Origin of the sequence: Promicromonospora thailandica, from assembly GCF_024171955.1 — a bacterium.
GTDB classification, from domain to species: Bacteria; Actinomycetota; Actinomycetes; order Actinomycetales; family Cellulomonadaceae; genus Promicromonospora; species Promicromonospora thailandica.
The window spans coordinates 127,952-151,571 of the sequence record NZ_JAMTCS010000008.1; the positions used below are offsets into that span (position 1 = coordinate 127,952).

A 23,620-nucleotide genomic window follows, 5' to 3' on the forward strand; every position below is an offset into this window, starting at 1 on the left:
CTCACGCCTTGAAGATGTGCCGGCGGATCGAGGCCGCGTTCGAGAAGATGCGGATACCCAGCACCACCACGACCGCCGTCGACAGCTGCCCGCCCACACCGAGCTGGTCCCCCAGGAACACGATGAACGCCGCCACCACCACGTTCGACAGGAACGACACCAGGAACACCTTGTCGTCGAACAGGCCGTCCAGCATCGCCCGGAACCCGCCGAACAACGCGTCCAGCGCCGCCACCACCGCGATGGGCAGGTACGGCTGCAGCACCAGCGGCACCGTCGGCTGCAGCACCAGCCCCGCGACCACCCCGATCACCAGCCCGACGATCGCGATCATCCGTCCTCCTCCTCGGGTCCCGCACCCGGCCGGGGCACGTGCGCGTACCGCAGCGTCGGAGAGCCCGCACCCGGCAGGAACATCTCCTCGCTCGTGGTCACCTCGTTCTTGATGTCGTACTCCGCGCTCAACAGCTGCAGGAAACCCAGCCCCGCCGACCGCGCGAACTCCACCTGCATGTCCTCCGGGTCACCGACCGCCTCGATCGTGTACGTCGGACCGTTCAACGGCTGCAGGTCCACCAGGATCGCGTCCCCCGCGTTCCGGATCGCCGACAGCGACGTCAGCCGCTGGTCGTTCACCGCCACGGCCTCCGCGCCCGCCGCCCACAGCTCGTTCACCACGAACTGCACGTCCGCGTCCCGCACCCGCGACTCCGCCGGCGCGTCCCCCGGCTCCACCAGCCCACCACCCGACCCGTCCGTCAGCCGCACCACCAGACCCGGACCCCGCACCGCGACCGCACCGTTCACCCACCGGTCCAGCGCACTGATCTCCAGCAGCGCCGACGGCAGCACCCCCGCGCCCTGCAACCCGTCCACCTCCGCGCTCAGGGCCGCCGCACGACCCGACAACGCCTCCACCTGCCCGCCACGCTCCCTGATCTGCTCGATCAGCAGCGCACGACCCCGCGACACCTCCGGCTGCGGCGCTCGCAGGTCCAGGACCGCCACCGTCGTCGCCGCCCCGAGGACCGCCGCGACCAGCAGCATCGTCAGCACCCCCGGCAGACGCCGTCGTGCCGGGGCCACGCCCGTCGTGCCGTCGGCCGCCGCGGCCGCCCGCGCGCGACGCTCCGCCATGAGCGCGTACCCCGGGTCCAAGGGGGCCTCGGTGACCTCCCGCAGGAGCGTCATCGACTCGTCCGGACGCCGTCCCACGGACCGCACCGGCCCACCGGGAGCCGTCACGACCCCGCCACCAGCCGGCGCACCTGCGCCACGTACTGCAGACCCGCCAGCCAGTACAGGCCCACACCCCACCAGGTGAACGCCCAGCCCACCACGTGCGCCACGGCCCCCAGCCAGCCCGGCACCTCCGCCAGCAGCAGCAACGGGAACGCGTACAGCAGGGCGAACGTCGCCACCTTGCCCACCATGCTCACGTTCAGCGTCCCGTACCCCAGCCGGGCCAGCACCGGCACCGTCAGCGCCAGCAGCACGTCCCGCGCCACGATCGCCACCACCAGCCACAGCGGCACCACCTCGCGCCACGCCAGGCCGATCAACGTCACGAAGATGAACAACCGGTCCGCCAGCGGGTCCAGCATCTGCCCCAGCCGCGTCACCTGGTTCAGCCGTCGGGCCAGCACACCGTCGAGCCAGTCCGACACCCCCGACACCGCGAGCACCAGCAACGCCCAGCCGTCCGCGCCCACCACGATCAGCCAAGCGAAGACCGGCACGAGCGCCAGCCGCACCAGGCTGATCACGTTGGGCACGGTCAGCACCCGGGAGCTCATCTCCGCCCCAGTGGACACGCACACCGCCCTTGCTCACGCCGGTTCGTCTCGGCCGCCATCCTACGGTGCAGCCCTTGCGTATACGCACTGGCACGCCGTCGTGCCGCACGTCACGCCCACCACCCCTGTGCCTGAGCACCCCGCACCCGATAGGGTAGGGACACATCCCCTTGGAGTTCGTCGTCTTCCCATGTGCGCACACACCGTGCGAGACAAGGCCCGCAGCCCGCTGCGGGGAAGGTGTTTCGGGAGCGAGCGACGCGAGGGCCCTCACCTCGGCCCCGACTCCCCCACCCGACGACGAACGGTGCACCACTGCATGTCTCTCGACACCCCTGACCTGATCACGCCTACCCCGGACACCGACCAGGCCACCGCCCCCACCGGGCACACCACCACCGAAGCCCCCGAAGCCACGACCGACCAGGCCCCCCAGCCCACCGGCCCCACCTTCGCCAGCCTCGACCTGCCCGCACCCCTCATGGCAGCCGTCGACCAGCTCGGCTTCGTCACCCCCTCCGCCATCCAGGCGCGCGCCATCCCCGAGCTCCTCGCAGGCCGCGACATCACCGGCGTCGCCCAGACCGGAACCGGCAAGACCGCCGCCTTCGGCCTCCCCCTCCTCGCCGCCGTCGACCCCGCCCTGCGCAAGGTCCAGGCCCTCGTCCTGACCCCCACCCGCGAGCTCGCCATGCAGGTCGCCGACGCCATCGAGTCCTTCGCCAGCAAGATGGACGACGTCCGCGTCCTGCCCGTCTACGGCGGCGCACCCTACGTCCCCCAGCAGCGCGCCCTCCGCGACGGCGTCCACGTCGTCGTCGGCACCCCCGGCCGCATCAAGGACCACCTCGAACGCGGCGCCCTCAACCTCGACGACATCCGCTTCCTCGTCCTCGACGAAGCAGACGAGATGCTCCGCATGGGCTTCGCCGAAGACGTCGAGGAGATCTTCGGCCAGGCCCCCGCCAAGCGCCAGGTCGCCCTCTTCTCCGCGACCATGCCCCCCGCCATCCGCAAGGTCGCCGACCAGCACCTCACCGACCCGGTCCAGATCGCCGTCGCCCGGCAGTCCTCCACCGTCACCGCCGTCCGCCAGACCTACGCCGTCGTCCCCTTCCGCCACAAGGTCGGCTCCCTCGCCCGCGTCCTCGCCACCTCCGACGCCGACGCCGCCATCGTCTTCACCCGCACCCGCGGCGCAGCAGAAGACGTCGGCTCCGCCCTCGTCGAGAAGGGCATCTCCGCCGCCACCATCTCCGGCGACGTCGCCCAGAAGGAACGCGAGAAGATCGTCGAACGCCTCCGCACCGGAGCCCTCGACGTCCTCGTCGCCACCGACGTCGCCGCCCGCGGCCTCGACGTCGACCGCATCGGACTCGTCGTCAACTTCGACGTCCCCGGCGAACCCGAGGCCTACGTCCACCGCATCGGCCGCACCGGCCGCGCCGGACGCACCGGCGAAGCCCTCACCTTCGTCACCCCCCACGAACGCGGCAAGCTCCGCTCCATCGAGCGCACCATCCGCGCACAGCTCGAAGAAGTCGACATCCCCTCCCCCAAGGACGTCTCCGCCCACCGCGTCAAGCGCACCCTCGACAAGGTCGCCGCACGCCGCGAAGCCGGACGCCTCGAGATGTACACCGACCTCATCCGCACCTACACCCAGGACAACGACATCGACCCCCTCGACGTCGCCGCAGCCATCGCGGCGCTCGCGGTCGGTGACGACGGTCCGCGGGCCCGGGCGGAGCAGGAGGAGTACGAGCGCGAGCGGGCCGAGGCCAAGGCCGCGGCGGCCCGGCGCACGAGCCGGGACGGCGACCGCCACGACCGGTCCTCGGGGTTCTCGCGCGGCCGGTCCGAGGGTGAGCGCGGCATCCGCCGTCCGGCCCGCGGCACCCGGTACCGCATCGCCGTCGGGCACACGCACGGCGTGCAGCCGGGCGGGATCGTCGGCGCGCTGACGGGCGAGGGCGGCATCACCGGCGCCGACGTCGGCAAGATCGACATCTTCGGCAGCTTCTCGCTGGTGGACATCACCGCCCCGCTCGACAACGAGGCCCTGGACCGCCTGGCCCGGGCCCGCGTGGCCGGCAAGCCGCTGCGCATCACGCTCGACCGTGGCGCCCCGCGCGGCGGAGAGCGCGGCCCGCGCGGCGGCGGCGACCACCGTCGTCCCGACGGCGACCGCGGCCCCCGCGGCCGCACCCCGCAGTGGGAGGCACGCAGCTCCCGCTGACCCGCGTATGACAGCGGCCCCGACCCTCGGTGAGGGACGGGGCCGCTGTCATGTCTGCCCGCGACATCTCCACCCGCATCGGCTCCGCTGCCCCGGCCGGCGTGTCTAGGTCCGGTCCGGGGCCTCGCCCAGCTCCGCGACGAGCGCCACCAGCCGGCGCGCCTCCGCCATGCCGTGCTCGCCGTCGGCCCGCTGGATGCCCATGACGGCGAGCACATCGCCGTCGGCCAGGTCGAGGTGCACCCACGGGTCGTTGGGACCGAACCGGACCGTCACGATCTCCGGCCACGCCAGCCGGCGGCTGGACGCGTAGTTCACGACCGTGAGCCCCTCGGGGTCCGGTATGGCGCGCACCGCCCCGAACCGCCACGCGATCACGGCGCCCAGCAGCCCGAACACGATGATCGCCACCCGGTTCGCGGTGTCCGCGCCCTGCCCGGTCGCCGCCAGGGCCACGAACGTGCAGCCGCCGGCCGAGAGCAGTGCGAGACCGTACGCCACCGGCGTGCCGAACCGGCCCCGGAAGGTCCGGAACCGGTGCGCGGCCCGGTCAGGGCCGGCGGCGCTGGATCCCGCGGCCACTGCTACAACCGGGAGGCGTGGATCGAGGTCACGATGATGGCGCGCGCACCGACGTCGTACAGCGCGTCCATGATCCGGTTCGTCTCGCGGCGCGGCACCATCACGCGGACGGCGTACGCGTCGCTGTGGTGCTGGGCCGAGACGGTCGGCGACTCCTTGCCCGGCGTGATCGCCACGGCGTCCTCGAGCCGGGCCGCCGGCACCACGTAGTCCATCAGCACGTACTCGCGTGCCGTGATCACGCCCTCCAGGCGGCGGGTCAGCACCTCGAGCCCGGCGGGGGCCTCGGCGTCGGACCGCCGGATCAGCACGGCCTCCGACCGCAGGATCGGCTCCCCGAACACCTCCAGGCCCGCCGCCCGCAGGGTGGTGCCGGTCTCGACGACGTCCGCGATGACGTCCGCGACGCCGAGGCGCACGCTCGACTCCACGGCGCCGTCCAGGTGCACGATCGCGGCCGGCTCGACCCCCTGCTTGGCCAGGTGCTGGGCCACGAGCGTCGTGTACGACGACGCCACGCGCCGCCCGGCGATGTCGGCGATCTCGGTCACCGGCTCGTCCGTGCCGACCGGAGCCGCGTAGCGGAACGTCGAGCGGGCGAAGCCGAGCCCGAGGTGCTCCACGGCGTCGGCGCCCGAGTCGAGCATCAGGTCACGTCCCGTGATGCCGACGTCGACCGTGCCCGTGCCCACGTAGACCGCGACGTCGCGCGGGCGCAGGAAGAAGAACTCGACGTCGTTCTCGGGGTCCGCGAGCACGAGCTCGCGCGTGTCGCGGCGCTGGCGGTAGCCCGCCTCGCGCAGCATCTCGGAGGCGGGCCCCGACAGGGAGCCCTTGTTGGGTACGGCGATGCGCAGCATCTGGTTGGTTCCTCTCTGGGTGTACGTCGGACCTGACGACCCGGCTCTCCCGGCGCCGGTCCGACCGATGGGGGTCGAACGGCGCCAGGGCCGGGTCACAGATGCGTGTACACGTCCTCGAGGGTCAGTCCCTTGGCGACCATCAGGACCTGCAGGTGGTACAGGAGCTGCGAGATCTCCTCCGCGGTCTCGGTGTCCGACTGGTACTCCGCGGCCATCCAGACCTCGGCGGCCTCCTCCACGACCTTCTTGCCGATCGCATGGACGCCCGCGTCCAGCTGGGCCACGGTCCCGGAACCCGCGGGGCGGGTCAGGGCCTTCTCGGTCAGCTCGGCGAACAGGGTCTCGAAGGTCTTCACAGGCTCAGCCTAGTCGCGGCACGGGTGCGCCACCGGCCGTCGTCCCACGTTCTGGCCATGTCGGCACTATGGCGAGGGCCACGTCGCGGGCCACTCGGCGGGCAGCGAGCCGTCCGCGGCGGGGGTGAGCACGCCCTGGTACGGGGTCAGGAGGGAGAGCGAGCCACCGCCGTCCGTCACGTCCGTCGCCGTGGTCACGAGCAGGACCACCGTGCCGTCCGGCCCCGCCAGACCCGAGGCAGGGTCCAGCGGGTCCCCGGACGGGTAGGCCCCGCCGCCCGTACAGGTCTCCGGCGTGGACAGGACCGCGACCCGCTCGCCCGCAGTGATCAGGGGCCCGGGCGCGACGGCCGCCTTCGCCGCCGCTGCCCCGACTGCTCCCACTGCCCCGGCGAGATCTGGTGTCTGCGCCGAGATCTGGTGGTGCACGTCCAGATCTCGGCGCGAGGACCAGATCTCGCCGGAGCCGCCAGTGCCGCCAGTGCCGTCCCGGGGCTCAAGGACTCGCTCGACGTCGACGAGCCAGCGGTGCGCGTCGACGCCGTACAGGCGCTCGGTACCGTCCCGCTCCACGACCGTGCCGAGCAGCACCGCGCTCGCGTCCGCCGCGGCGTCGGCCGGCGTCTCGAAGGTGACCCAGTCGACGCACGCCTCCCCCGCCGGGCCCAGGGCGGCGCAGCCGGTCACGCCGGCGGGCAGCACCCCCACGAGCAGCAACAGGACCATCCGGGCGGCCCGCCGGGCCGGAGTACGTGTCATACCCCGCTCATGTCCCGGCCCCGGCGGTTCTTGCCATGTGGTGCGGTGTCCGCTCGGCCGTGTGGGGCATGTTCTACGCTTGGCACACTATTTTGCCAGGGCGGACACGGGAGCTCAGAGAGCCACCTGCGCCAGCCCCCGCAGCGTCACCGCCGTGCCGACCGCCGCCTGCGCCGCCTCCGCGCCCTTGTCCTCGCTCGACCCCTCCAGGCCCGCGCGGTCCAGCGCCTGCGCCTCGTCGTCGCACGTCAGCACGCCGAACCCGACCGGCACCCCGGTGCGTACGCTCACGTCCGTCAGGCCGGTCGTCGCCGCCGAGCACACGTACTCGAAGTGCGGCGTGCCGCCGCGGATCACCACGCCGAGCGCGACGACGGCGTCCGCTCCCCCGGCCGCCGCCCGCGCCGCCGCGACCGGCAGCTCGAACGAGCCCGGCACCCGCACCTCGGTCCAGTCCGCCCCGGACTCCCGCAGCGCCCTGCGGGCACCCTCCAGGAGCCCGTCCATCACCTGCTCGTGCCAGCTCGCCGCCACGACGACGACCCGCAGGCCCGTCCCGTCCACGGTCAGTGCCGGTGCTCCAGCGCCGCTCATGCGCACACTCCCTCTGTCTCGTGCTGTGTCTCGTGCTCTGTGCTGTTCTCTGTGTCGTTGTCCGTGGTGCCGTTGTCCGTGCCGTCCTGGACCACCGGTTCCACCAGGTCGATGCGGTGCCCCAGCACCACCCGCTTGGTCTCCAGGTAGCGGTGATTGTGCACCCCACGCCCCACCACCAGCCCACGGCGTCCGACGACGTCCGTACCCGACTCCCGCAGACCGGTCACCTTCGCGGGGTTGTTCGTCAGCAGGGTCACGCCGTCGAGCCCCAGGTCCGCGAGGATCGCGGACGCGGCCCCGTACTCCCGGGCGTCGACCGGCAGCCCGAGGTCCACGTTCGCCTCGACCGTGTCGCGCCCGCCGTCCTGCAGCGCGTAGGCCGCGATCTTCGCAGCCAGGCCGATCCCCCGGCCCTCGTGCCCCCGCAGGTACACGACGGCACCGCCCTCGGCGGCCACCGCCGCCAGCGAGGCGTCCAGCTGGGGGCCGCAGTCGCACCGCAGCGACCCCAGGGCGTCGCCCGTGAGGCACTCGGAGTGCACGCGGACGAGGCGCCCGTCACCGGCGCGCGGACCACCGGCCGGGGTCAGCGCCAGGTGCTCGGCCCCCGTGCGCAGGTCCCGGTACGCCACCACACGGAACTCTCCGTGCCGGATCGGCAGGGACGCCTCGGCGACGCGGCGCACCCGGTCGCCCGGCACGGCGTACAGCGGTGCGGGGTCGTGCGCGCGGCGCCACGCGACGAGCTCGGCGACGGTCAGCACCACGAGCCCCGTCCGGGCCGCCAGCTCCTCCGCCTCGGGCAGACGCATGACCTCGCCGTCGTCCCGGACCAGCTCGGCGATGGCGCCGACGTCGCCCAGGTCCGCACCCTGCCCTGTGCCGTGACCCGTGCTCAGCCTCCCCGCGAGGCGCACCAGGTCCACGGCGGCCTCCGTGTGCCCCGCACGCTCCAGCACACCGCCCGGCCGGGCGCGCAGCGGCAGCACGTGCCCGGGGCGGATCAGGTCGCGCGGGCCCGACGTCGGGTCGCCCAGCACCCGCAGCGTCCGCGCCCGGTCCGTCGCGGAGATGCCCGTCGTCACACCGGCGGCCGCGTCCACCGCCACGGTGTACGCCGTCCCGCGCGGGTCCTCGCCGAACTCCACCATCGGCGGCAGCTCCAGCGCGTCCGCGCGGTGCGCGGGCATCGGCGCGCACAGGTAGCCCGACGAGTGCCGCACCGCCCACGCCACCCACTCGGCGGTGGCCGTCCGGGCCGCCAGCACCACGTCGACCTCGTTCTCCCGGCCGGCGTCGTCCGCCACCAGCACGGGCCGCCCGGCGGCGAGCTCGGCGAGCGCACGCTCGACGGTGGCCGCTGCGGTGCCCAGCTCGGTACCCGCGCTCATCGCGCCACCTCGACGGGGTCGCCGGGGGCCACCGCGCCCGTCGACAGCAGACGTTCCACGTACTTGGCCAGCACGTCCACCTCGACGTTCACGACGTCGCCCGGCACCAGCCGGCCGAGCGTCGTCGCCGCGAGCGTGGTCGGGATGAGCGACACGCCGAACCCGTCGTCCGCCACCCACGTCACGGTGAGCGAGACGCCCGACAGCGCGACCGACCCCTTCTCCGCCACGTACCGGGTCAGGGTCGCGGGGGCCTCGAACGCGAGGTCGTCCCAGCGCGGGCCGGGCGTGCGCCGCACGAGCGTGGCCACGCCGTCGACGTGCCCCTGGACCACGTGCCCGCCGAGCCGTCCACCCGCCGGGAGCGCGCGCTCCAGGTTCACGGCGTCACCGGCGACCAGACCACCGAGCGAGGTGCGGCGCAGCGTCTCCGGCATGACCTCGGCGACGAACGCGCCGTCCGCCACGGACGTCACCGTGAGGCACACGCCGTCGACGGCGATCGAGTCGCCCGGCCGGGCGTCCGACGTCGCGAGCGGGCCGCGCACGGTGAGCACGGCGTCCGGCGCCGTGCCCACGTCGCCGCCGGGACGCTCCAGCGAGACGACCGAACCGAGCTCCTCGACGATTCCGGTGAACATCAGATCTCCTCCTTGGTGGGCCGGGCGGGCCGGCCGTTCTGTGTGGGTGCGCGCCGGGCGACCAGCAGCACGTCGTCGCCCAGCCGGGTCACGCTCCGTGTCGCGAGGCGTGCGGCCTCACCGATCGTGGTCACGCCGAACGGCGCCACGGCGGACGCCCCCGCACCCAGCAGCACGGGTGCCACGTAGGCGTGCAGCTCGTCGACGGCGTACGCGGCCAGCAGAGCGGTCGCGAGCGTGGGACCGCCCTCCACGAGCAGGTGGCGCACCTCGCGCTCGCCGAGGGTCCGCAGCACCTCGTCGAGGTCGTGGGTGGGCAGGTGCAGGAGCGGGCCGCCGGGGCCGCGCAGGCGGGCGCCGTCCGGCACGGCACGTGTGCCGACCACGACACGGAGCGGCTGGTGCTCGAACAGCCCGCCGTCGAGGGTGCGGGCGGTCAGGGACGGGTCGTCGGTCAGGACGGTCCCCGAGCCGACTGCGATCGCGTCGACCTGCGCGCGTACCCGGTGGGCGTGGGCCCGGGCCGCGGAGCCGGTGATCCACCGGCTCGTGCCGTCGGGTGCGGCCACGCGGCCGTCGAGGCTCGTGGCGAGCTTGAGGGTGACCCAGGGACGGCCGGTGCGGACCGCGTGCAGCCAGGGCCGCAGCAGTTCCTCGCCCTCCTCGGCGAGCGTGCCCGTGGTGACCTCGATCCCGGCCGCGCGCAGGCGGTCGGCGCCGCCCGTCGCGACCGGGTTGGGGTCCGCGACCGCGACGTGCACGGCGGCGACGCCGGCCTCGATCAGCGCGTCCGCGCACGGGCCGGTGCGGCCGTGGTGGGCGCAGGGTTCGAGCGTGACCACCGCCGTCGTGCCGCGGGGGTCCGCACCGGCCGCGCGGGCGGCGGCCAGGGCGGCCGCCTCGGCGTGCGGGGTGCCGGCGCCGCGGTGGAAGCCCTCGGCCACGGTGCGGCCGGCGGGATCGAGGAGCACGCACCCCACCCGGGGGTTCGGGCCGTGCGCGGGACCTTCGGCGGCCAGCTCGAGCGCGCGACGCATGGCGTCCTCGACCGCCTGCACGCCGACCGTGCGCGCGTCGCTGCGCCGGCCGGTCTCCGTGTGGTCCATGCCGTCCTCCCCGGGCGTCGGCGCTCCGGGGTCGGACGACGGGCGCACGGACCAGGACGACACGGCGTCCTGCCCGCGCGTACGACGTCACGGCGCCACCCGTCCCCAGGACGGGCAACGCCGCACGTGCTTCCTCCCATCCGGACTTTCACCGTCGGTCCTGGAGTTCCACCAGGTCAACCGGCCCTCCTCGCGGAGGGACGCGGGTCGCGGACTGTCACCGCCGGCTCGGAATTACACCGACCCCGGAGCACGTGTGTGCGTACTGCTGCTGTCAGCATGCCACACCCGACCCCCCACCCGGCCATGGTCTACGTCACACGCCCCACCCGCCTCCCCGGCCAGGGCCGCGCCGTCCGCGCCGTGTTGCCGCCGGCGACACACTGCCGCTTGGCACACTATTTCCGCACACGGTACGGCACCCCAGATGTCCGCCGTGAGCAGGCGATCGGGCATGGTTCTCGGCGCGGACGCATGCCGGATCGCCTGCTGGAGGCGGGCCTTCGGGCGCCCGCGGAGCGGGCCCGGGCAGCCGTCAGTGGAGGTGTGCGCTCGCCAGGTCGCGCAGGGCGGCGATCTCCGCCGGGATGTCCTCGGCCCCGTAGACCGCAGATCCCGCCACGAACACGTTGGCGCCGGCCTCGGCCGCCCGCTCGATCGTGTCGCGGGACACTCCCCCGTCCACCTGGATCCAGACGTCGAGGCCCGACTCGCTCACGGCCTCGCGCGCCCGGCGGATCTTGGGCAGCGTGCCCTCGATGAACGACTGCCCGCCGAAGCCGGGCTCCACGGTCATCACCAGGATCATGTCGATCTCGGCCAGCAGGTCGAGGAACGGCTCCACCGGGGTCGCCGGACGCAGTGCCACGCCCGCGCGCGACCCCAGGCGCCGCAGCTCCCGCGCCAGCCGGACGGGTGCCTGCGCCGCCTCCGCGTGGAAGGTGACCGACGCCGCGCCCGCCTCCGCGAACGCCGGCGCCCACCGGTCCGGGTTCTCGATCATGAGGTGCGCGTCGAGCGGTACCGGCGACACCTTGGCGAGTCGCTCGAACACCGGCAGCCCCAGCGTCAGGTTGGGCACGAAGTGGTTGTCCATGACGTCGACGTGCGCGTAGTCGGCGTCGGCGATCCGGCCGAGGTCGCGCTCCAGGTTCGCGAAGTCGGCGGACAGGATGCTGGGGGCGATGAGTGCTGCCATGATGCCAGCGTAGAGCGACTCGACCGACCGGGAGAGACGATGATCCCCGACGTGAACTACTGGGCCGTGCTCGTGGCCACGCTGTCCACCCTGGTGGTGGGCTCCCTCTGGTACACGCCGAAGACGTTCGGCGACCGCTGGATGCGCCTGGCCAAGGTGGACCGCGAGGCCGCGGAGGCGCGGGGCATCTGGCCCATCGTCACGACGGTGCTCGTCAGCTTCCTGACCGCGTGGGTGCTGGCCGGCGCCGTCTACATCGCGTGGCAGTTCTACGCGGGCAGCTTCTTCACGGCGGCCGTCGTCACGGGCGTGCTCCTCTGGATCGGCTTCACGGCGGCCCGCATGATCACGCACGACGCCTTCGAGGGCCGCCCCTCCGGGCTCACCACGCTCAACCTGGCGCACGAGCTCGTCACGGTGCTGGTGATGGCCGTGATCATCGGGGTCTGGCCGCCCGCGGGCGTCTGACCGAGCCGCCGCCCAGCAAGTTCACCCGCCGACGACGACCCTCGCGCCGCTAGTCTCCGGGGCGTGACCCAGCGGCGTACCCGGCCAGACACCCCGATCCGCCGCGACCCGGAGCGTCCGGACCTGCGCCCGGTGCGCCGATGACCCGCCGGCAGAAGGAAGCGCGCCGCGCCAGGGAGCACGCGATCGCGGCGAGCCTCCGACCCCGCCCGGTTGCCCAGCCGTCGTGGTGGCGCCGGCTGCGGGAGCACCAGCGCACCCGCACGACCAGACAGCTGTTCCTGGGCGTCGCGGTCGTGCTCCTGGTGTGCACACCGCTCGTGTGGGTGAGCGCCGGGTACATCGCGCGGCCCCTGGTCCTCGACGCACGCGGGGTCACGGTGCTCGCCGAGGCCGAGCACCGCCGCTACGGCAGAGGGTCCGACACGCTGGACGTGCGCACGATCGAACCCCCGTACTTCTCGGCGACGCTGCACCACTGGCCCCGCGACCTCCAGCCCGGCGAGCGGTTCGACCTCACCTACGACCCGCAGCGCCCTTCCCGCATGCTGGCCGAGGGCACGCCCTGGATCGACGCCGGCTCGCTCGCGTTCGGCGTCTTCGCCGCGGTGCTGCTGCCGATCAGCGTCGTGCTCGTCCCGGTCGGCGCCGAGCTCACCGGGCGGGCACGGGCCTTCGTCGCCGCCGGGCGGCTGCTGCGGCGCGCGGACGGATCGCCCCGCAGGCCGTCGGTCGCCCTGTGGCGCGGCACGTGGTGGGCGCTGCGCCACGCCCTGCCGCGGGGGCACGCCGCCGCCGCACGCCACCTGCGGGAGACGGCCGCGACCCAGCCCGCCCCTCTGGCCGTCACCGTGTTCGTGCTGCTGCCCGTCCTTGCCGTCGCGGCCTCCGGCACGTTCGTGGCGGTCTCGGCGGCGCAGGCCGCCGCGCTGTACGACCGGGGTGCCGCGACCACCGCCCTCGTGGTCGACACCAACCTTCGTTCCGACTGGGCGGGGTACGTGGACGTCACCTTCCAGGCACGTTCCGGGACAGGAGCGACCCGGGCGAGCCTGACCCAGACGACGATCCGGCACCTCGTGGCGCCGCACTTCGAGCTCGACCGGGTCGAGATCGTCTACGACCCGGCGGACCCGGACAACCTGATCGAGGCGGGCGCGCTCCCGTGGGGCTGGGACGAGTGGGCGGCCACGGCTGTGCTGGTCGCCTCCGGCGCGTTCGCCACCGCAGGCATCCCTGCCGCCGTCACGCGGGTGCGCCGGGGGCCGCACCGTCCCGGCCCCACGGACGCGGACGCGTGACGGCGTCCGCTACGCCGTCCGGCGCAGCAGCGTCAGGTGCATCGCGTCCGTGCCGTGCACGTGCGGCCAGAGCTGCACGTCGTCGCGGTCGGCCAGCGGGATGTCCGCGCCGTCGCGCACCACGGAGCGGACGGCGGCGGGCGCGTCCAGCCGCTCGACGTCCGTGCGCTTCCTGAGCACGTCCGAGACGACGAGCTGCGTCTCGGCCAGGTGCGGCGAGCACGTCACGTACGCCACCACTCCCCCGGGCCGGACGGCGTCCAGCGCACTCGTCAGCAGCTCCCGCTGCAGGCCGGTCAGCGCGGCGAGGTCGGACGGCGTCCGCCGCCACCGGCTCTCGGGCCGACGCCGGAGCGCGCCCAGGCCGGTGCACGGCGCATCCACCAGGACGCGGTCGTAGGCGCCCGGTTCGTCGGCGCCGACCTCGCGGCCGTCGCCCGTGCGCACCTCCTCGACCGCGCCGTCGGGCAGCGCCGCCAGGGCCCCCGCGACCAGCCGGGCGCGGTGTGGGGCCACCTCGTTGGCCACCAGCCGGGCGCCACGCTGGGCGGCGAGCGCGGCGAGCAGCGCCGCCTTGCCGCCAGGTCCGGCGCACAGGTCGAGCCAGCGTTCGTCGGGGCCGTCCAGGGGCGCCCCGGCCAGCGCCAGGGCGACGAGCTGCGAGCCCTCGTCCTGCACGCCCGCCAGCCCCTCGCGGACCGCCGGGATGCCCGACGGGTCCGAGCCTTCCAGCCGCAGCGCGGTAGGCGCCCAGGGACCGGCGACGAGGTCCGCGTCGCCCCACGCGTCGTCGTCGGACACGTCCACCAGGCCGGGGCGCGCCACGAGGGTGACGCGCGGGGCGGCGTTGTCCGCGGCGAGCAGGGCGCCGATCTCGTCGACCGGTCGCTCGTTGCCGGCCAGGGCCTCGCGCAGGGCGCGCGCGATCCACAGCGGGTGCGACTCGGCGACGGCGAGCCCCGTGAGGGGGTCCGGCGCCTCCTTCTCCAGGACGTCCAGCCATTCCTCCAGCGACCGCTCCGAGACCCGCCGCAGCACCGCGTTGACCATCTGCGCGGGACCGGCGCCCACGCGGTCGCGGGCGAGCCCGACCGTCTCGGACACCGCCGCGTGCACCGGCACCCGCATGCCGAGCAGCTGGTGCGTGCCGAGCCGCAGCGCGTCCAGCAGGGCCGGGTCCAGGCCGGACAGGGGCCGGTCCACGCAGGTCGCCAGGATCGCGTCGTACCGTCCGCGCAGCCGCAGGGTCCCGTAGGTCAGCTCCGTGGCGAAGCCCGCGTCGCGGCCGCGGATACGCCGCTCGCGCAGCAGCGGCGGCAGCACGAGGTTGGCGTACGCGTCGGACTCGTCGACCTCGCGCAGCACGTCGAAGGCGGCCGTCCGGGCCGGGTCGGTGCGCTTGCGCCGCTGGGCGGGGGCCTGCGACGTGCGCGACCGGTCGCCGCGGAACCGCGCGGCGGAGCGCTGCCGCCCGGACGAGCTCCGGCGGTCGTCGTCCCGCCCGCGGCCGCCGTCGTACCCGCTCATGCCGACACCTCCGCCGCGCCGAGCACCAGGCCGGCCTCCACGAGCGCCCGCCCGCCGCCGCGCGCCCAGTCGGGCGCCGGCATCGCCTTCTTCCCCACGGGCCGCACCTCTCCGAGCGCGACGGCGTGCGTCGAGGTGCCCACGAGCACCTCGCGCTTGAGCGCGCGCACCTCGCCGGGGCGCAGGTCGACGACGTCGGGGCGCGGCGCGACCGGGCCGATCCCGAGACGGGAACCGTCCGGCAGCACGGTCCACGCACCCGGCGCGGGCGTGCAGCCCCGCACCAGCCGGTCGACCGCGAGCGCCGGGTCGGTCCAGGTGACGCGGGCGTCGTCGGTGGTGAGCTTGGGGGCGACACTGACGCCGTCGGCGGGCTGCGGCAGGGGCTGGAGGGTGCCGTCCTCGAGGGCGTCGAGGGTGGCGACCAAGAGCTGGGCGCCGGAGGTGGCGAGCCGGCGCAGGAGGTCGCCGGAGGTGTCGGTGGGCCGGATGGTCTCGGTGGTGGTGCCGAGCACGGGGCCGGTGTCCATGCCCTCGTCGAGGAGGAAGGTGGTGGCTCCGGTGACCTCGTCGCCGGCGATCACGGCGCGCTGCACGGGCGCGGCGCCGCGCCAGGCGGGCAGCACGGAGAAGTGGAGGTTGATCCAGCCGAGCCGGGGTACGGCGAGGACGGCGGGACGCAGGATGTGGCCGTAGGCGACCACGGGGGCGGCGTCGATCTCCAGGTCGCGCAGGCGGGTGACGAACTCGTCGCCGCGGGGGGTGTCGGTCAGGACGGGGATGCCGGCTTCCTCGGCCCGGGTGCGGACGGGGCTCGGGGTGAGCTTGCGGCCGCGGCCGGACGGCGCGTCGGCGCGGGTCAGCACGGCGGCGACCTCGTGGCGTGAGCCGATCAGGGCGTCGAGCGAGGCGACTGCGGGTTCGGGGGTTCCGGCGAAGAGAAGACGCACCTGGTCAGTCTAGGTGGGCGGGTCGTGCGGGGCCGCACGCAAGGACGGTGCCGCTGGGCACACAGGGTGGGTGTACCGGCGCGGGTGTGCCGGACGCCGACTGTCGGAGGACGAGGATGCGCGGGACGAGGAACGGTCTGCGGGTGGTGGCCGCGCTGTGCTCGGTGGCACTGGCCGGCTGTGCGGGATCTGACGGTGCGGGATCTGACGGTGCGCGACTCCGTGACGCCGGGTTCGCCGAGGTGCTGGCGCTGCCGGCCGCGACCGCCGACCACGCCTGGTACCCGGAGTCGGTCACCGCGGCGCTGCCGTCGGTGCGGTACGTGGAGGCGGGCGAGGCGCACGCCTGCGAGCTGACCGCCGTCGGGCGGTTCACGGACTGGGTCGCGAGTGAGCCGGACGAGGTCGGTCAGGCGATGATCGACCTGACGTTCGCGGTCGACGAGGTGGTCGACGCGCTGGGCGACCCGCCGCTGGAGGGCCGGTCCGTCACGGTGCACGTGGGCGTGGACGGCGCGGCCGACGTGGAGCGGGTCGCCGACGAGCTCGTCGCGCTGGGCGACGTCGTGCTGTTCCTCACCCACGTGGGGCCCGAGCCGTGGCCTCCGCCGGAGTGGGTCGTCGTGTTCGACGACATGTTCCTCGGGGACGTGCACGACGACGGCTCGGTGACCTGGCCCGTCGTGGACGCCGTCGCGGCGGCCGGCCCGGGGGACGCCCGGCCCCGGCTGGACGTGTCGACGCTGGACGAGCTGCGCGCGGCGGCGCCCTCGAGCCTGGTCGTGGACGTGTCGGGCTGACCGTCGTCACGCCGCGACGGGCACTCCCAGGGCGCGCAGCTCCTGGCGCAGCGCGGCGGTGTGCGTGAACACGATGCCGTGGAAGCCGACGCCGCGCGCCGCGTCCACGTTGACGGGCTTGTCGTCGACGAACACGGCGCGCGCCGGGTCCACACCGAACCGTTCGGCCACGAGCTCGAACATGCGCCGGTCGGGCTTGGCCATGCCCTCCCGGCCGGACACGATGACGTCGTCCATCAGACCGATCGCCGGCGCGGCGGGCTCGGCGCTGTGGAACGTCTCGGCCTGCCAGTTGGTCAGCCCGTAGAGCCGCAGGCCGAGACCCTTGAGCTCCGCGACCAGCTCCGCGGAGCCCGCCACGGGACCCGTCAGGGACTGCTCGTAGTGGTCCACGTAGTGGCGCAGGTCGTCGACCAGGTCGGGGTGCGTGCGCCCCACCCGCTCCAGCAGCACCGCGTACGACGTGCCGGCGTCCGCCGCGTGGTTGATCGACCCGAAGTCCACCGCGTCGAAGAACGCCTCGACCTCCGCCCGGGGGCGGCCCGCGTACGGTCCGAAGGGGTCCCAGCCGATCAGCACGTTGCCGAAGTCGTAGACGACTGTGTCTATCCGGGTGTCGATCCGGGCGTCGGGCGCGGGGGTGGTGCTCAAAGCATCTCCTTCGGGTCGAGCTGGACGCGGGCGGTGCCGCCCTCGCGGCGTGCCGAGCGCACGGCGAGGCTGGTCCTGAGCCTACGGGCCAGCTCGTCGCCCTGGGCGAGCGGCACCCGCAGCACGGCACGTACCGGCAGGTCGAGGGCCTGGACTGCGCCCTCGCGACCCCCGCCGGTCCGGCCGACCCCGGGACGGCCGCCGTCCGGGTCGACCTCCACCGGGCCGAGCACCCCGGACCCGGAGCCGGTGTCCTCCCGCAGCCCCACCCGCCCGACGACGGCGTCCACGGCCGCCCGGTCACCCGTCACCGCGGCGACCCGCACCGCCGGCGGCAGGTGCAGCTCGGCCCGTTCGTCGAGCTCCCGGGCGGCGAACCCCGCGGGGTCCCACCGCACCAGGGCCTGGGTGGGGCCAGGGGCGCCGTCGCCGACGAGGAGCACCTGCCCGTGCGGGCCCGGCCGTACCAGCGAGGCGGCGGCCAACCAGCGGTGCAGTGCCTCGGTGCCCGCGGCCAGGCCGGTGCCCCCGGTCATCACCGCGGCGTCGAGCAGCAGCGCGGCGGCGTACCCGCGCGCGGCGACCGGTTCGGCGCCCGGCGTGGCGACCACGAGGGCCGGCGTCGCCGGGACGGAGTCCAGCACGCCGGCGGGCGCCGACGCCGACGACAGGCGCACCGGCACACCCGTGAACGCGCGGCCGAGCTCCTCCGCGGTGCGGGCCGAGCCGACCCGCACCGACCGCAGCCCCGTCCACCCGCACTCCTCGCACCGCCAGCCGCCCGCCAGGCGACCGCACCACGTGCACTGGGGGGCGCCGTCGGCGTGCGGCAGGCCCAGCGGCCCGTGGCAGTGCGCGCAGCGCGCCGCCACCCGGCACCGGGAGCACGCCACGACCGGCAGGTAGCCCGCCCGCGGCACCTGGACCAGCACGGGGCCGTGCTCCAGCGCGTCGCGGGCGGCCCGCCACGCGACCGACGGCAGCCGGGCGGCGGCGGCCGCCCCGTCGCGGGCCAGCTCGACCGACGTCAGTGCCCGGACCCGGGGGGCACGCGCCCGCACCACGTCCCGGGTGGCGGCCAGCTCCCGCGCCCAGCCGGACGCCAGCAGCGCCTGCGCCTGCACGGTACGGCCGGGCGAGCCCAGCAGGAACGCCGCGCCCTCCTGCTCGGCCCGCAGCGCCAGCACGTCGCGCGCGTGCGGGTAGGGGGCATGCGGTTCCGCGAGGGTCTCCTCGCCGTCCCCCCACAGCACCACGAGGCCCAGGTCCGCCACCGGCGCGAACATCGTGGCCCGCGTACCCACCACGACCCGGGCGGCGCCGCGCAACGCCCGCAGGAACGCGCGGTACCGGGGTGCGGGACCGTCGTCCGCCAGGAGCCGCACCACCTCGTCCGCGGCCAGGCCCGCCCCCTCCAGGGCTGTGGTGACGCGGGCGGCGTCGCGCGCGTCCGGGACCACCACCAGCGCCCCGCGCCCCCCGGCCGTGCACGCGCGCACCGCCTGGGCGACGGCCGTGGCCCAGTGCGGCGTGCCGTCGTCCGTGGTGTCGGTACCCACACCCGGCAGGGCCGACCACACCGCGCGAGGCGCCTCCCCCGCCAGGATCCGCCGCAGGTACGCCTCACCCCCGCGGTACGCGGCCCACGCCGACGGCCGGCCACCGGCGGGGTCGCCCGGCCCGCCGGGCTCCGAGGCCGTGCCCGGCCGGGCGGCGTGCTGGGCGGCGTGCTGGGCGGCCGCCCCGGACCGCTGCGCCGAGCCCGCGGCCGGTCGCTGCTCCGGCACCTGCGCCGGCACCTGCGCCAACTCTTCCGCCGGTTCACCGGCCGGCCTGCCCGACTCCTTGCCCGACTCGTTGCCCGACTCCTTCTCGACCCGGGCGTGCCGCGGCGGCACCGCCAGGCGCAGCACGTCGGCGAGCGTGCCCGCGTACCGGTCGGCGACGGCCCGGCACAGCGCGAGCACCTGCGGCGTCAGCACCTGCTCGCCGGAGACGACCTTGCGCAGCGGCACCAGCCGCCCGTCGTGGTCGGACGTCGCCAGGCGCGCCACGACGTACCCCGAGACCTCCTGCCGGCCGAACCGGGCCTTGATCCGGACCCCGGGCTGCGCGTCCTGGTCCATCGTCGCGGGCACCAGGTAGTCGTAGGGCTGGTCCAGGTGCGTGGGCTGCAGGTCGAGCACCACGCGCGCCACCGGCAGCGACTCGGCGATGGGGATGCCGTTGGTCTCCGCGTTGCCCAGGGGGTCCCGGGCGGCACGCGAGGTCGTGCCGCCGACCTCGTCCAGCCCGAGCAGCGCCTCCTCGTCCTGCACCGCTCCCGCCTCCCCGGCCCGGCTCGCTCCCCCGTTCACGCCCCTATCCCACCACGCGCCACCGACACTCCGCCCCCAGGTGCGGGCACAGGTGGGCACAGGTATGCCCAGCACGACGTCAGCGGGGCGTGGCAGGGAGCGTCAGAACAGGCTCAGCAGGTCGTCCACGCGGTCGGTGCGCTCCCAGGTGAAGTCCGGCAGGTCCCGGCCGAAGTGCCCGTACGTCGACGTCGCCCGGTAGATGGGGCGCAGCAGGTCCAGGTCGCGCACGATGGCCGCCGGGCGCAGGTCGAACACCTCGCGGATGGCCGCCGTGATCCGCTCGACGGGTACCGTCTCGGTGCCGAACGTCTCGACGTACAGGCCCACGGGGTGCGCCTTGCCGATCGCGTACGCCACCTGCGCCTCGCACCGTCGCGCGAGACCGGCGGCCACCACGTTCTTGGCCACCCAGCGCATCGCGTACGCGGCCGAGCGGTCCACCTTCGAGGGGTCCTTGCCGGAGAACGCGCCGCCGCCGTGCCGCGCCATGCCGCCGTAGGTGTCGACGATGATCTTGCGGCCCGTCAGGCCGGCGTCGCCCTGCGGGCCGCCGATCACGAACTTGCCGGTCGGGTTCACGAACTGCTTCGCGCCCGACCACTCCAGCCCCGCCGCCTCCAGCACCGGCGCGATCACGACCTCCGACACCGCGACGTGCAGCTTCTGCTGCTCGACGTCGGGCTCGTGCTGCGTCGAGAGCACCACGGTGTCGACGGCCACCGGCCGGTCGCCGTCGTACCCGACCGTGACCTGCGTCTTGCCGTCCGGGCGCAGGCCGAGCAGCTCGCCCGACTTGCGGACGGCGGCCAGCCGCTCGGACAGCCGGTGCGCCAGCCAGCCGGCCACGGGCATGAGCGACGGCGTCTCGTCCGACGCGTACCCGAACATGAGGCCCTGGTCGCCCGCGCCCTGCGCGTCCAGGGGGTCGAGGTCGCTCGTGTCGTCGCGCATCTCGAGCGCCTTGTCGACGCCCTGGGCGATGTCGGGCGACTGCTGGCCGATCGAGACGGACACGCCGCACGAGTCGCCGTCGAAGCCGATGGCGGACGACGTGTAGCCGATCCCCCGCACCACGTCCCGCACGATCTGCGGGATCTCGACGTACGCCTCGGTGGTGACCTCGCCCGCGACGTGCACCAGCCCCGTGGTGACCATGGTCTCCACGGCGACGCGCGACGTCGGGTCCTGCTCCAGCAGGGCGTCGAGGATCGCGTCGCTGATCTGATCACAGACCTTGTCCGGGTGCCCCTCGGTCACGGACTCGGACGTGAAAAGACGCAGCTCGCTCATGGGTATCAGCCTACGGTCTCGCACAGCGAACAGTCGATTCTGAGGGGTGAGACGGCGCTCACGGAAGACGCTTGACGACCGCGTCCCACAGGGCGTCCGCCACCTCGCGCTTCGAGCCGGCGGCCTGGCCGACGACGTCGCCCGCGCCGTCCAGCACCGTCACGTCGTTCGCGTCGGTGCCGAAACCCCGCCCCGAACCCACCGCGTTCACCGCGATCAGGTCCGCGCCCTTGCGCCGCGCCTTGGTGCGACCGTGGTCCAGCACGCTGCCCGAGGCGTCTCCGGTCTCGGCCGCGAACCCGACGACCACCTGCCCGGGACGGAGCCGCTCGTGGGCGATCTCCGCCAGGATGTCGGGGTTCTCCACGAGCTCGATCGGCGCGGGGCCCTGGCCCGGCACCTTCTTGATCTTCGCGTCGGGCGTCGCGGCCGGCCGGAAGTCGGCCACCGCCGCGGCCATCACGACGACGTCGGCGTCCGCTCCCGCGGTCCGCACGGCCTCGCGCAGCTCCGCGGTCGACTCCACCCGCACCACGGTGCACGCCGCCCGGCCGGGGCCGGCCTCCACCTGGTCGGTCACGTCCTGCGCCAGGTTCGCGGCCACCAGCGTCACGGTCGCACCGCGTGCCAGGGCGGCCTGCGCGAGTGCGACCCCCTGCCGGCCGCTGGACCGGTTGCCGATGAAGCGCACGGGGTCGATGGGTTCCCGGGTACCGCCCGCGGAGACGACGACGGTGCGCCCGGCGAGATCCTGCACCGAGCCCTGCGCACCGCCCGCGCCCGCGACCGACAGGGCCTCGCGCGCGATGTCCTCGGGCTCGGGCAGCCGGCCGGGTCCGGTGTCCACACCGGTCAGGCGGCCCGACGCGGGCTCGATGACGTGCACACCGCGCTCGCGGAGCGTGGCGACGTTCGCGCGCGTGGCGGGGTGCTCCCACATCTCGGTGTGCATCGCGGGGGCGAGCACCACAGGGCAGCTCGCGGCGAGCAGCGTCGTGGTCAGCAGGTCGTCGGCCCGGCCCGTGGCGGCGCGCGCCAGGAAGTCGGCGGTCGCCGGCGCCACGATCACCAGGTCGGCGCCCTTGCCCAGCGCCACGTGCTGCACGCCCGGCACGTCGTCGAACACCTCGGTGCTGACGGGCTCGCCCGACAGCGCCTCGAAGGTGGGCGCACCCACGAACTCCAGGGCCGCACGCGTGGGGATCACGCGCACGGCGTGCCCCTGCTCACGCAGCAGACGCAGCAGGAGCACCGCCTTGTACGCGGCGATCCCGCCACTGACGCCGAGCAGGATCCTCATGAGCGGCCGGTCAGGCCGGGAACTCGGGCAGGGACTGCTCGGCCTGGGCGGCCGCGGCCGCGTCGGCCTGTGCCTGGACCTCGGCCGGGTCGACCTCCTCGATCGTGAGAAGGCCCTGGTTGATCTCGCGCATCGCGATGGAGAGCGGCTTCTCCTGGTTGCGGGTCTCGACGAGCGGACCCACGTTCTCCAGCAGGCCCTCGTTGAGCTGCGAGTAGTACGCGTTGATCTGGCGGGCGCGCATGGACGCGTACAGCACGAGGCCGTACTTCGAGTCGATGCGCTCGAGCAGCTCGTCGATCGGCGGGTCGGTGATGCCCTCGGGGGCGGCGACGGTTCCGGCCATGATGAAGCTCCAGAAGTCTGAGGTGGGGCTCTGCGGTCAGCAGAGCGGTGACAGAAAGTCCGAGGAATGAGTCTACCCGCTCCGTCGGACGAAGGCGCCGCTCAGGGGCCGCGTCAGCCGACCGGTGTGGTGGAGCCCACGCCCATGACGGACACGAGCGCGTCCGTGGCGCGGTGCACGTCGTCGTTGACGATCGTGACGTCGAACTCCTTCTCGGCGGCGAGCTCGACCCGGGCGGTGGCCAGCCTGCGCTCGCGCTCCTCCGAGTCCTCGGTGCCGCGGCCCACCAGGCGGCGCACGAGCTCGTCGAAGCTCGGCGGGGCGAGGAAGACGAACCGGGCCTCCAGGCCCGAGGCCGTCACCGCGTCGCGCACCTGGCGCGCACCCTGGAGGTCGATCTCCAGGAGCACGGGGACACCGGCCGCGAGCTTCTGCTCGACGGGCCTGCGTGGCGTCCCGTACCGGTTACGGCCGTGCACCACGGCCCACTCGAGCATCTCGCCGGCCTCGACCATGCGGTCGAACTCCTCCGGCGACACGAACAGGTAGTGCACTCCGTCCACCTCGCCCGGGCGCGGCGACCGGGTGGTCGCCGACACGGAGAGCCAGACCTGCGGATAACGGTCCCGCACGTCGGCGGAGACCGTGCCCTTGCCCACGGCGGTGGGGCCTGCGAGCACGGTCAGCCGTGCGGGTTGTGTCGTACTGATCTCAGCCAAACCTCTCGATGAGCGCCGCCGTCTGGTGGGGTCCGAGGCCTCGGACGCGGCGGGTCTCGGCGATCCCGATCTCTTCCATGATCGCCCTGGCCTTAACCTTACCGACCCCGGGGAGCGACTCGAGCAGCGAGACGACCTTGAGCTTGCCCACGACGTCGTCCTGCCGGCCCTGCTCGATGACCTCCTTGAGGGAGCCCTGCGAGTACTTGAGCTTGTTCTTGATCTCGGCCCGGGCGCGTCGCGCCTCGGCGGCCTTCTCGAGTGCTGCCGCACGCTGCTCGGGTGTGAGGGGAGGTAGTGCCACGCAAGTCACCTACTCGTGTCTCGACCGGTCTCCTGGCTCGGACGGCCGGTCCTCGCTCGGGCCGGAGGCCCAAGTC

Annotated in this window: 25 protein-coding genes and 1 riboswitch; of the genes, 4 read left to right on the plus strand and 21 right to left on the minus strand. The window is 74.5% G+C overall.

Features of this window, described 5'->3' with window-relative positions; all coding sequences use genetic code 11:
- Position 1: 1 nt before the first annotated feature.
- The 3 genes from APR03_RS14005 to clsA are packed head-to-tail and all read right to left on the minus strand — an operon-like array spanning position 2 to position 1,814.
- Positions 2 to 334, minus strand: a complete 333-nt coding sequence (locus APR03_RS14005; RefSeq protein ID WP_253836553.1) for a small basic family protein — start codon at positions 332 to 334, stop codon at positions 2 to 4.
- A complete protein-coding gene (locus APR03_RS14010; protein WP_308216499.1) occupies positions 331 to 1,245 on the minus strand; it encodes a DUF881 domain-containing protein in 915 nt (304 codons plus the stop codon). The genes APR03_RS14005 and APR03_RS14010 overlap by 4 nt, the downstream gene beginning before the upstream one ends.
- Complete coding sequence (gene clsA / locus APR03_RS14015) at positions 1,242 to 1,814, minus strand: cardiolipin synthase ClsA (protein WP_253836555.1); 573 nt, start codon at positions 1,812 to 1,814, stop codon at positions 1,242 to 1,244. The genes APR03_RS14010 and clsA overlap by 4 nt, the downstream gene beginning before the upstream one ends.
- Before the next feature lie 301 nt (positions 1,815 to 2,115).
- Here clsA and APR03_RS14020 point away from each other — a divergent pair, with 301 nt between their 5' ends.
- On the plus strand, positions 2,116 to 4,035 hold the full coding sequence (locus APR03_RS14020; protein WP_253836557.1) for a DEAD/DEAH box helicase: 1,920 nt from the start codon (positions 2,116 to 2,118) through the stop codon (positions 4,033 to 4,035).
- 105 nt (positions 4,036 to 4,140) lie between these two features.
- Here APR03_RS14020 and APR03_RS25270 read toward each other — a convergent pair whose 3' ends face one another.
- From APR03_RS25270 to rpe, 9 genes are all read right to left on the minus strand, one after another.
- Entirely contained in the window at positions 4,141 to 4,617 is a 477-nt protein-coding gene (locus tag APR03_RS25270) for a PH domain-containing protein (RefSeq protein WP_253836559.1), read from the minus strand.
- A gap of 2 nt (positions 4,618 to 4,619) precedes the next feature.
- On the minus strand, positions 4,620 to 5,477 hold the full coding sequence (hisG, locus tag APR03_RS14030; RefSeq protein ID WP_253836561.1) for an ATP phosphoribosyltransferase: 858 nt from the start codon (positions 5,475 to 5,477) through the stop codon (positions 4,620 to 4,622).
- Positions 5,478 to 5,572: 95 nt separating this feature from the next.
- Positions 5,573 to 5,836, minus strand: a complete 264-nt coding sequence (locus APR03_RS14035; protein WP_253836563.1) for a phosphoribosyl-ATP diphosphatase — start codon at positions 5,834 to 5,836, stop codon at positions 5,573 to 5,575.
- A gap of 66 nt (positions 5,837 to 5,902) precedes the next feature.
- Positions 5,903 to 6,595: a hypothetical protein gene (locus tag APR03_RS14040; protein WP_253836565.1), complete on the minus strand. Its 693-nt coding sequence runs from the start codon at positions 6,593 to 6,595 to the stop codon at positions 5,903 to 5,905.
- A gap of 114 nt (positions 6,596 to 6,709) precedes the next feature.
- On the minus strand, positions 6,710 to 7,189 hold the full coding sequence (gene ribH / locus APR03_RS14045; RefSeq protein WP_253836567.1) for a 6,7-dimethyl-8-ribityllumazine synthase: 480 nt from the start codon (positions 7,187 to 7,189) through the stop codon (positions 6,710 to 6,712).
- Positions 7,186 to 8,583 (minus strand): 3,4-dihydroxy-2-butanone-4-phosphate synthase, encoded by a 1,398-nt coding sequence (gene ribB, locus APR03_RS14050; RefSeq protein WP_253836568.1) that lies wholly within the window; start codon positions 8,581 to 8,583, stop codon positions 7,186 to 7,188. The genes ribH and ribB overlap by 4 nt, the downstream gene beginning before the upstream one ends.
- Positions 8,580 to 9,224 (minus strand): riboflavin synthase, encoded by a 645-nt coding sequence (locus APR03_RS14055; protein ID WP_253836569.1) that lies wholly within the window; start codon positions 9,222 to 9,224, stop codon positions 8,580 to 8,582. Before APR03_RS14055 ends, ribB begins: the two co-directional genes overlap by 4 nt.
- A complete protein-coding gene (gene ribD, locus APR03_RS14060) occupies positions 9,224 to 10,330 on the minus strand; it encodes a bifunctional diaminohydroxyphosphoribosylaminopyrimidine deaminase/5-amino-6-(5-phosphoribosylamino)uracil reductase RibD (protein ID WP_253836570.1) in 1,107 nt (368 codons plus the stop codon). The genes APR03_RS14055 and ribD overlap by 1 nt, the downstream gene beginning before the upstream one ends.
- A gap of 122 nt (positions 10,331 to 10,452) precedes the next feature.
- Positions 10,453 to 10,588: riboswitch (FMN riboswitch) on the minus strand.
- 277 nt (positions 10,589 to 10,865) lie between these two features.
- Complete coding sequence (gene rpe, locus APR03_RS14065; RefSeq protein ID WP_253836571.1) at positions 10,866 to 11,528, minus strand: ribulose-phosphate 3-epimerase; 663 nt, start codon at positions 11,526 to 11,528, stop codon at positions 10,866 to 10,868.
- A 39-nt stretch (positions 11,529 to 11,567) separates the two neighbouring features.
- On the opposite strand from rpe, the gene APR03_RS14070 reads away from it, so the two are divergent.
- Both APR03_RS14070 and APR03_RS14075 read left to right on the plus strand, forming a co-directional pair.
- The gene (locus APR03_RS14070; protein ID WP_253836572.1) at positions 11,568 to 11,996 is read left to right on the plus strand and encodes a DUF1761 domain-containing protein; all 429 of its coding nucleotides are present in this window, start codon (positions 11,568 to 11,570) and stop codon (positions 11,994 to 11,996) included.
- A gap of 140 nt (positions 11,997 to 12,136) precedes the next feature.
- Complete coding sequence (locus tag APR03_RS14075) at positions 12,137 to 13,297, plus strand: hypothetical protein (RefSeq protein ID WP_253836573.1); 1,161 nt, start codon at positions 12,137 to 12,139, stop codon at positions 13,295 to 13,297.
- A 9-nt stretch (positions 13,298 to 13,306) separates the two neighbouring features.
- On the opposite strand, the gene APR03_RS14080 is transcribed toward APR03_RS14075, so the two are convergent.
- Together APR03_RS14080 and fmt are read right to left on the minus strand one after the other, a co-directional pair.
- The gene (locus APR03_RS14080) at positions 13,307 to 14,824 is read right to left on the minus strand and encodes an RsmB/NOP family class I SAM-dependent RNA methyltransferase (protein ID WP_253836574.1); all 1,518 of its coding nucleotides are present in this window, start codon (positions 14,822 to 14,824) and stop codon (positions 13,307 to 13,309) included.
- Complete coding sequence (gene fmt / locus APR03_RS14085) at positions 14,821 to 15,774, minus strand: methionyl-tRNA formyltransferase (protein WP_253836575.1); 954 nt, start codon at positions 15,772 to 15,774, stop codon at positions 14,821 to 14,823. Before fmt ends, APR03_RS14080 begins: the two co-directional genes overlap by 4 nt.
- Positions 15,775 to 15,890: 116 nt before the next feature.
- Between fmt and APR03_RS14090 the strand changes: the two genes are divergently transcribed.
- Positions 15,891 to 16,574 carry a hypothetical protein gene (locus APR03_RS14090; RefSeq protein WP_253836576.1) on the plus strand — a complete coding sequence of 228 codons (684 nt, stop codon included), beginning with the start codon at positions 15,891 to 15,893 and terminating at the stop codon, positions 16,572 to 16,574.
- A gap of 6 nt (positions 16,575 to 16,580) precedes the next feature.
- On the opposite strand, the gene APR03_RS14095 is transcribed toward APR03_RS14090, so the two are convergent.
- The 7 genes from APR03_RS14095 to mihF all read right to left on the minus strand — a co-directional run bounded on the left by APR03_RS14095 (position 16,581) and on the right by mihF (position 23,544).
- Positions 16,581 to 17,225 carry an HAD family hydrolase gene (locus tag APR03_RS14095; RefSeq protein WP_253836577.1) on the minus strand — a complete coding sequence of 215 codons (645 nt, stop codon included), beginning with the start codon at positions 17,223 to 17,225 and terminating at the stop codon, positions 16,581 to 16,583.
- Positions 17,222 to 19,582, minus strand: coding sequence for a primosomal protein N' (locus tag APR03_RS14100; RefSeq protein ID WP_253836578.1), 2,361 nt, complete (start codon positions 19,580 to 19,582; stop codon positions 17,222 to 17,224). The genes APR03_RS14095 and APR03_RS14100 overlap by 4 nt, the downstream gene beginning before the upstream one ends.
- Positions 19,583 to 19,684: 102 nt before the next feature.
- Positions 19,685 to 20,875, minus strand: coding sequence for a methionine adenosyltransferase (gene metK, locus APR03_RS14105; protein ID WP_253836579.1), 1,191 nt, complete (start codon positions 20,873 to 20,875; stop codon positions 19,685 to 19,687).
- Positions 20,876 to 20,933: 58 nt separating this feature from the next.
- Entirely contained in the window at positions 20,934 to 22,175 is a 1,242-nt protein-coding gene (gene coaBC, locus APR03_RS14110; protein ID WP_253836580.1) for a bifunctional phosphopantothenoylcysteine decarboxylase/phosphopantothenate--cysteine ligase CoaBC, read from the minus strand.
- A gap of 10 nt (positions 22,176 to 22,185) precedes the next feature.
- Positions 22,186 to 22,521 carry a DNA-directed RNA polymerase subunit omega gene (gene rpoZ, locus APR03_RS14115; protein WP_253836581.1) on the minus strand — a complete coding sequence of 112 codons (336 nt, stop codon included), beginning with the start codon at positions 22,519 to 22,521 and terminating at the stop codon, positions 22,186 to 22,188.
- A 113-nt stretch (positions 22,522 to 22,634) separates the two neighbouring features.
- Positions 22,635 to 23,201 carry a guanylate kinase gene (gene gmk / locus APR03_RS14120; RefSeq protein ID WP_308216500.1) on the minus strand — a complete coding sequence of 189 codons (567 nt, stop codon included), beginning with the start codon at positions 23,199 to 23,201 and terminating at the stop codon, positions 22,635 to 22,637.
- Between the two features lie 31 nt (positions 23,202 to 23,232).
- Positions 23,233 to 23,544, minus strand: coding sequence for an integration host factor, actinobacterial type (gene mihF, locus APR03_RS14125; RefSeq protein ID WP_119145571.1), 312 nt, complete (start codon positions 23,542 to 23,544; stop codon positions 23,233 to 23,235).
- Positions 23,545 to 23,620: the final 76 nt, after the last annotated feature.

Bases quoted from the DNA above. Each gene is read 5' to 3' on its own strand.
- APR03_RS14040 (WP_253836565.1), bottom strand. From the start codon at position 6,595: ATGACACGTACTCCGGCCCGGCGGGCCGCCCGGATGGTCCTGTTGCTG.
- APR03_RS14075 (WP_253836573.1), top strand. From the start codon at position 12,137: ATGACCCGCCGGCAGAAGGAAGCGCGCCGCGCCAGGGAGCACGCGATC.
- metK (WP_253836579.1), bottom strand. From the start codon at position 20,875: ATGAGCGAGCTGCGTCTTTTCACGTCCGAGTCCGTGACCGAGGGGCAC.
- hisG (WP_253836561.1), bottom strand. From the start codon at position 5,477: ATGCTGCGCATCGCCGTACCCAACAAGGGCTCCCTGTCGGGGCCCGCC.
- coaBC (WP_253836580.1), bottom strand. From the start codon at position 22,175: ATGAGGATCCTGCTCGGCGTCAGTGGCGGGATCGCCGCGTACAAGGCG.
- APR03_RS14055 (WP_253836569.1), bottom strand. From the start codon at position 9,224: ATGTTCACCGGAATCGTCGAGGAGCTCGGTTCGGTCGTCTCGCTGGAG.
- APR03_RS14080 (WP_253836574.1), bottom strand. From the start codon at position 14,824: ATGAGCGGGTACGACGGCGGCCGCGGGCGGGACGACGACCGCCGGAGC.
- rpoZ (WP_253836581.1), bottom strand. From the start codon at position 22,521: ATGGCCGGAACCGTCGCCGCCCCCGAGGGCATCACCGACCCGCCGATC.
- APR03_RS14020 (WP_253836557.1), top strand. From the start codon at position 2,116: ATGTCTCTCGACACCCCTGACCTGATCACGCCTACCCCGGACACCGAC.
- rpe (WP_253836571.1), bottom strand. From the start codon at position 11,528: ATGGCAGCACTCATCGCCCCCAGCATCCTGTCCGCCGACTTCGCGAAC.
- APR03_RS14070 (WP_253836572.1), top strand. From the start codon at position 11,568: ATGATCCCCGACGTGAACTACTGGGCCGTGCTCGTGGCCACGCTGTCC.
- APR03_RS14005 (WP_253836553.1), bottom strand. From the start codon at position 334: ATGATCGCGATCGTCGGGCTGGTGATCGGGGTGGTCGCGGGGCTGGTG.
- APR03_RS14090 (WP_253836576.1), top strand. From the start codon at position 15,891: ATGCGCGGGACGAGGAACGGTCTGCGGGTGGTGGCCGCGCTGTGCTCG.
- ribB (WP_253836568.1), bottom strand. From the start codon at position 8,583: ATGAGCGCGGGTACCGAGCTGGGCACCGCAGCGGCCACCGTCGAGCGT.
- ribD (WP_253836570.1), bottom strand. From the start codon at position 10,330: ATGGACCACACGGAGACCGGCCGGCGCAGCGACGCGCGCACGGTCGGC.
- ribH (WP_253836567.1), bottom strand. From the start codon at position 7,189: ATGAGCGGCGCTGGAGCACCGGCACTGACCGTGGACGGGACGGGCCTG.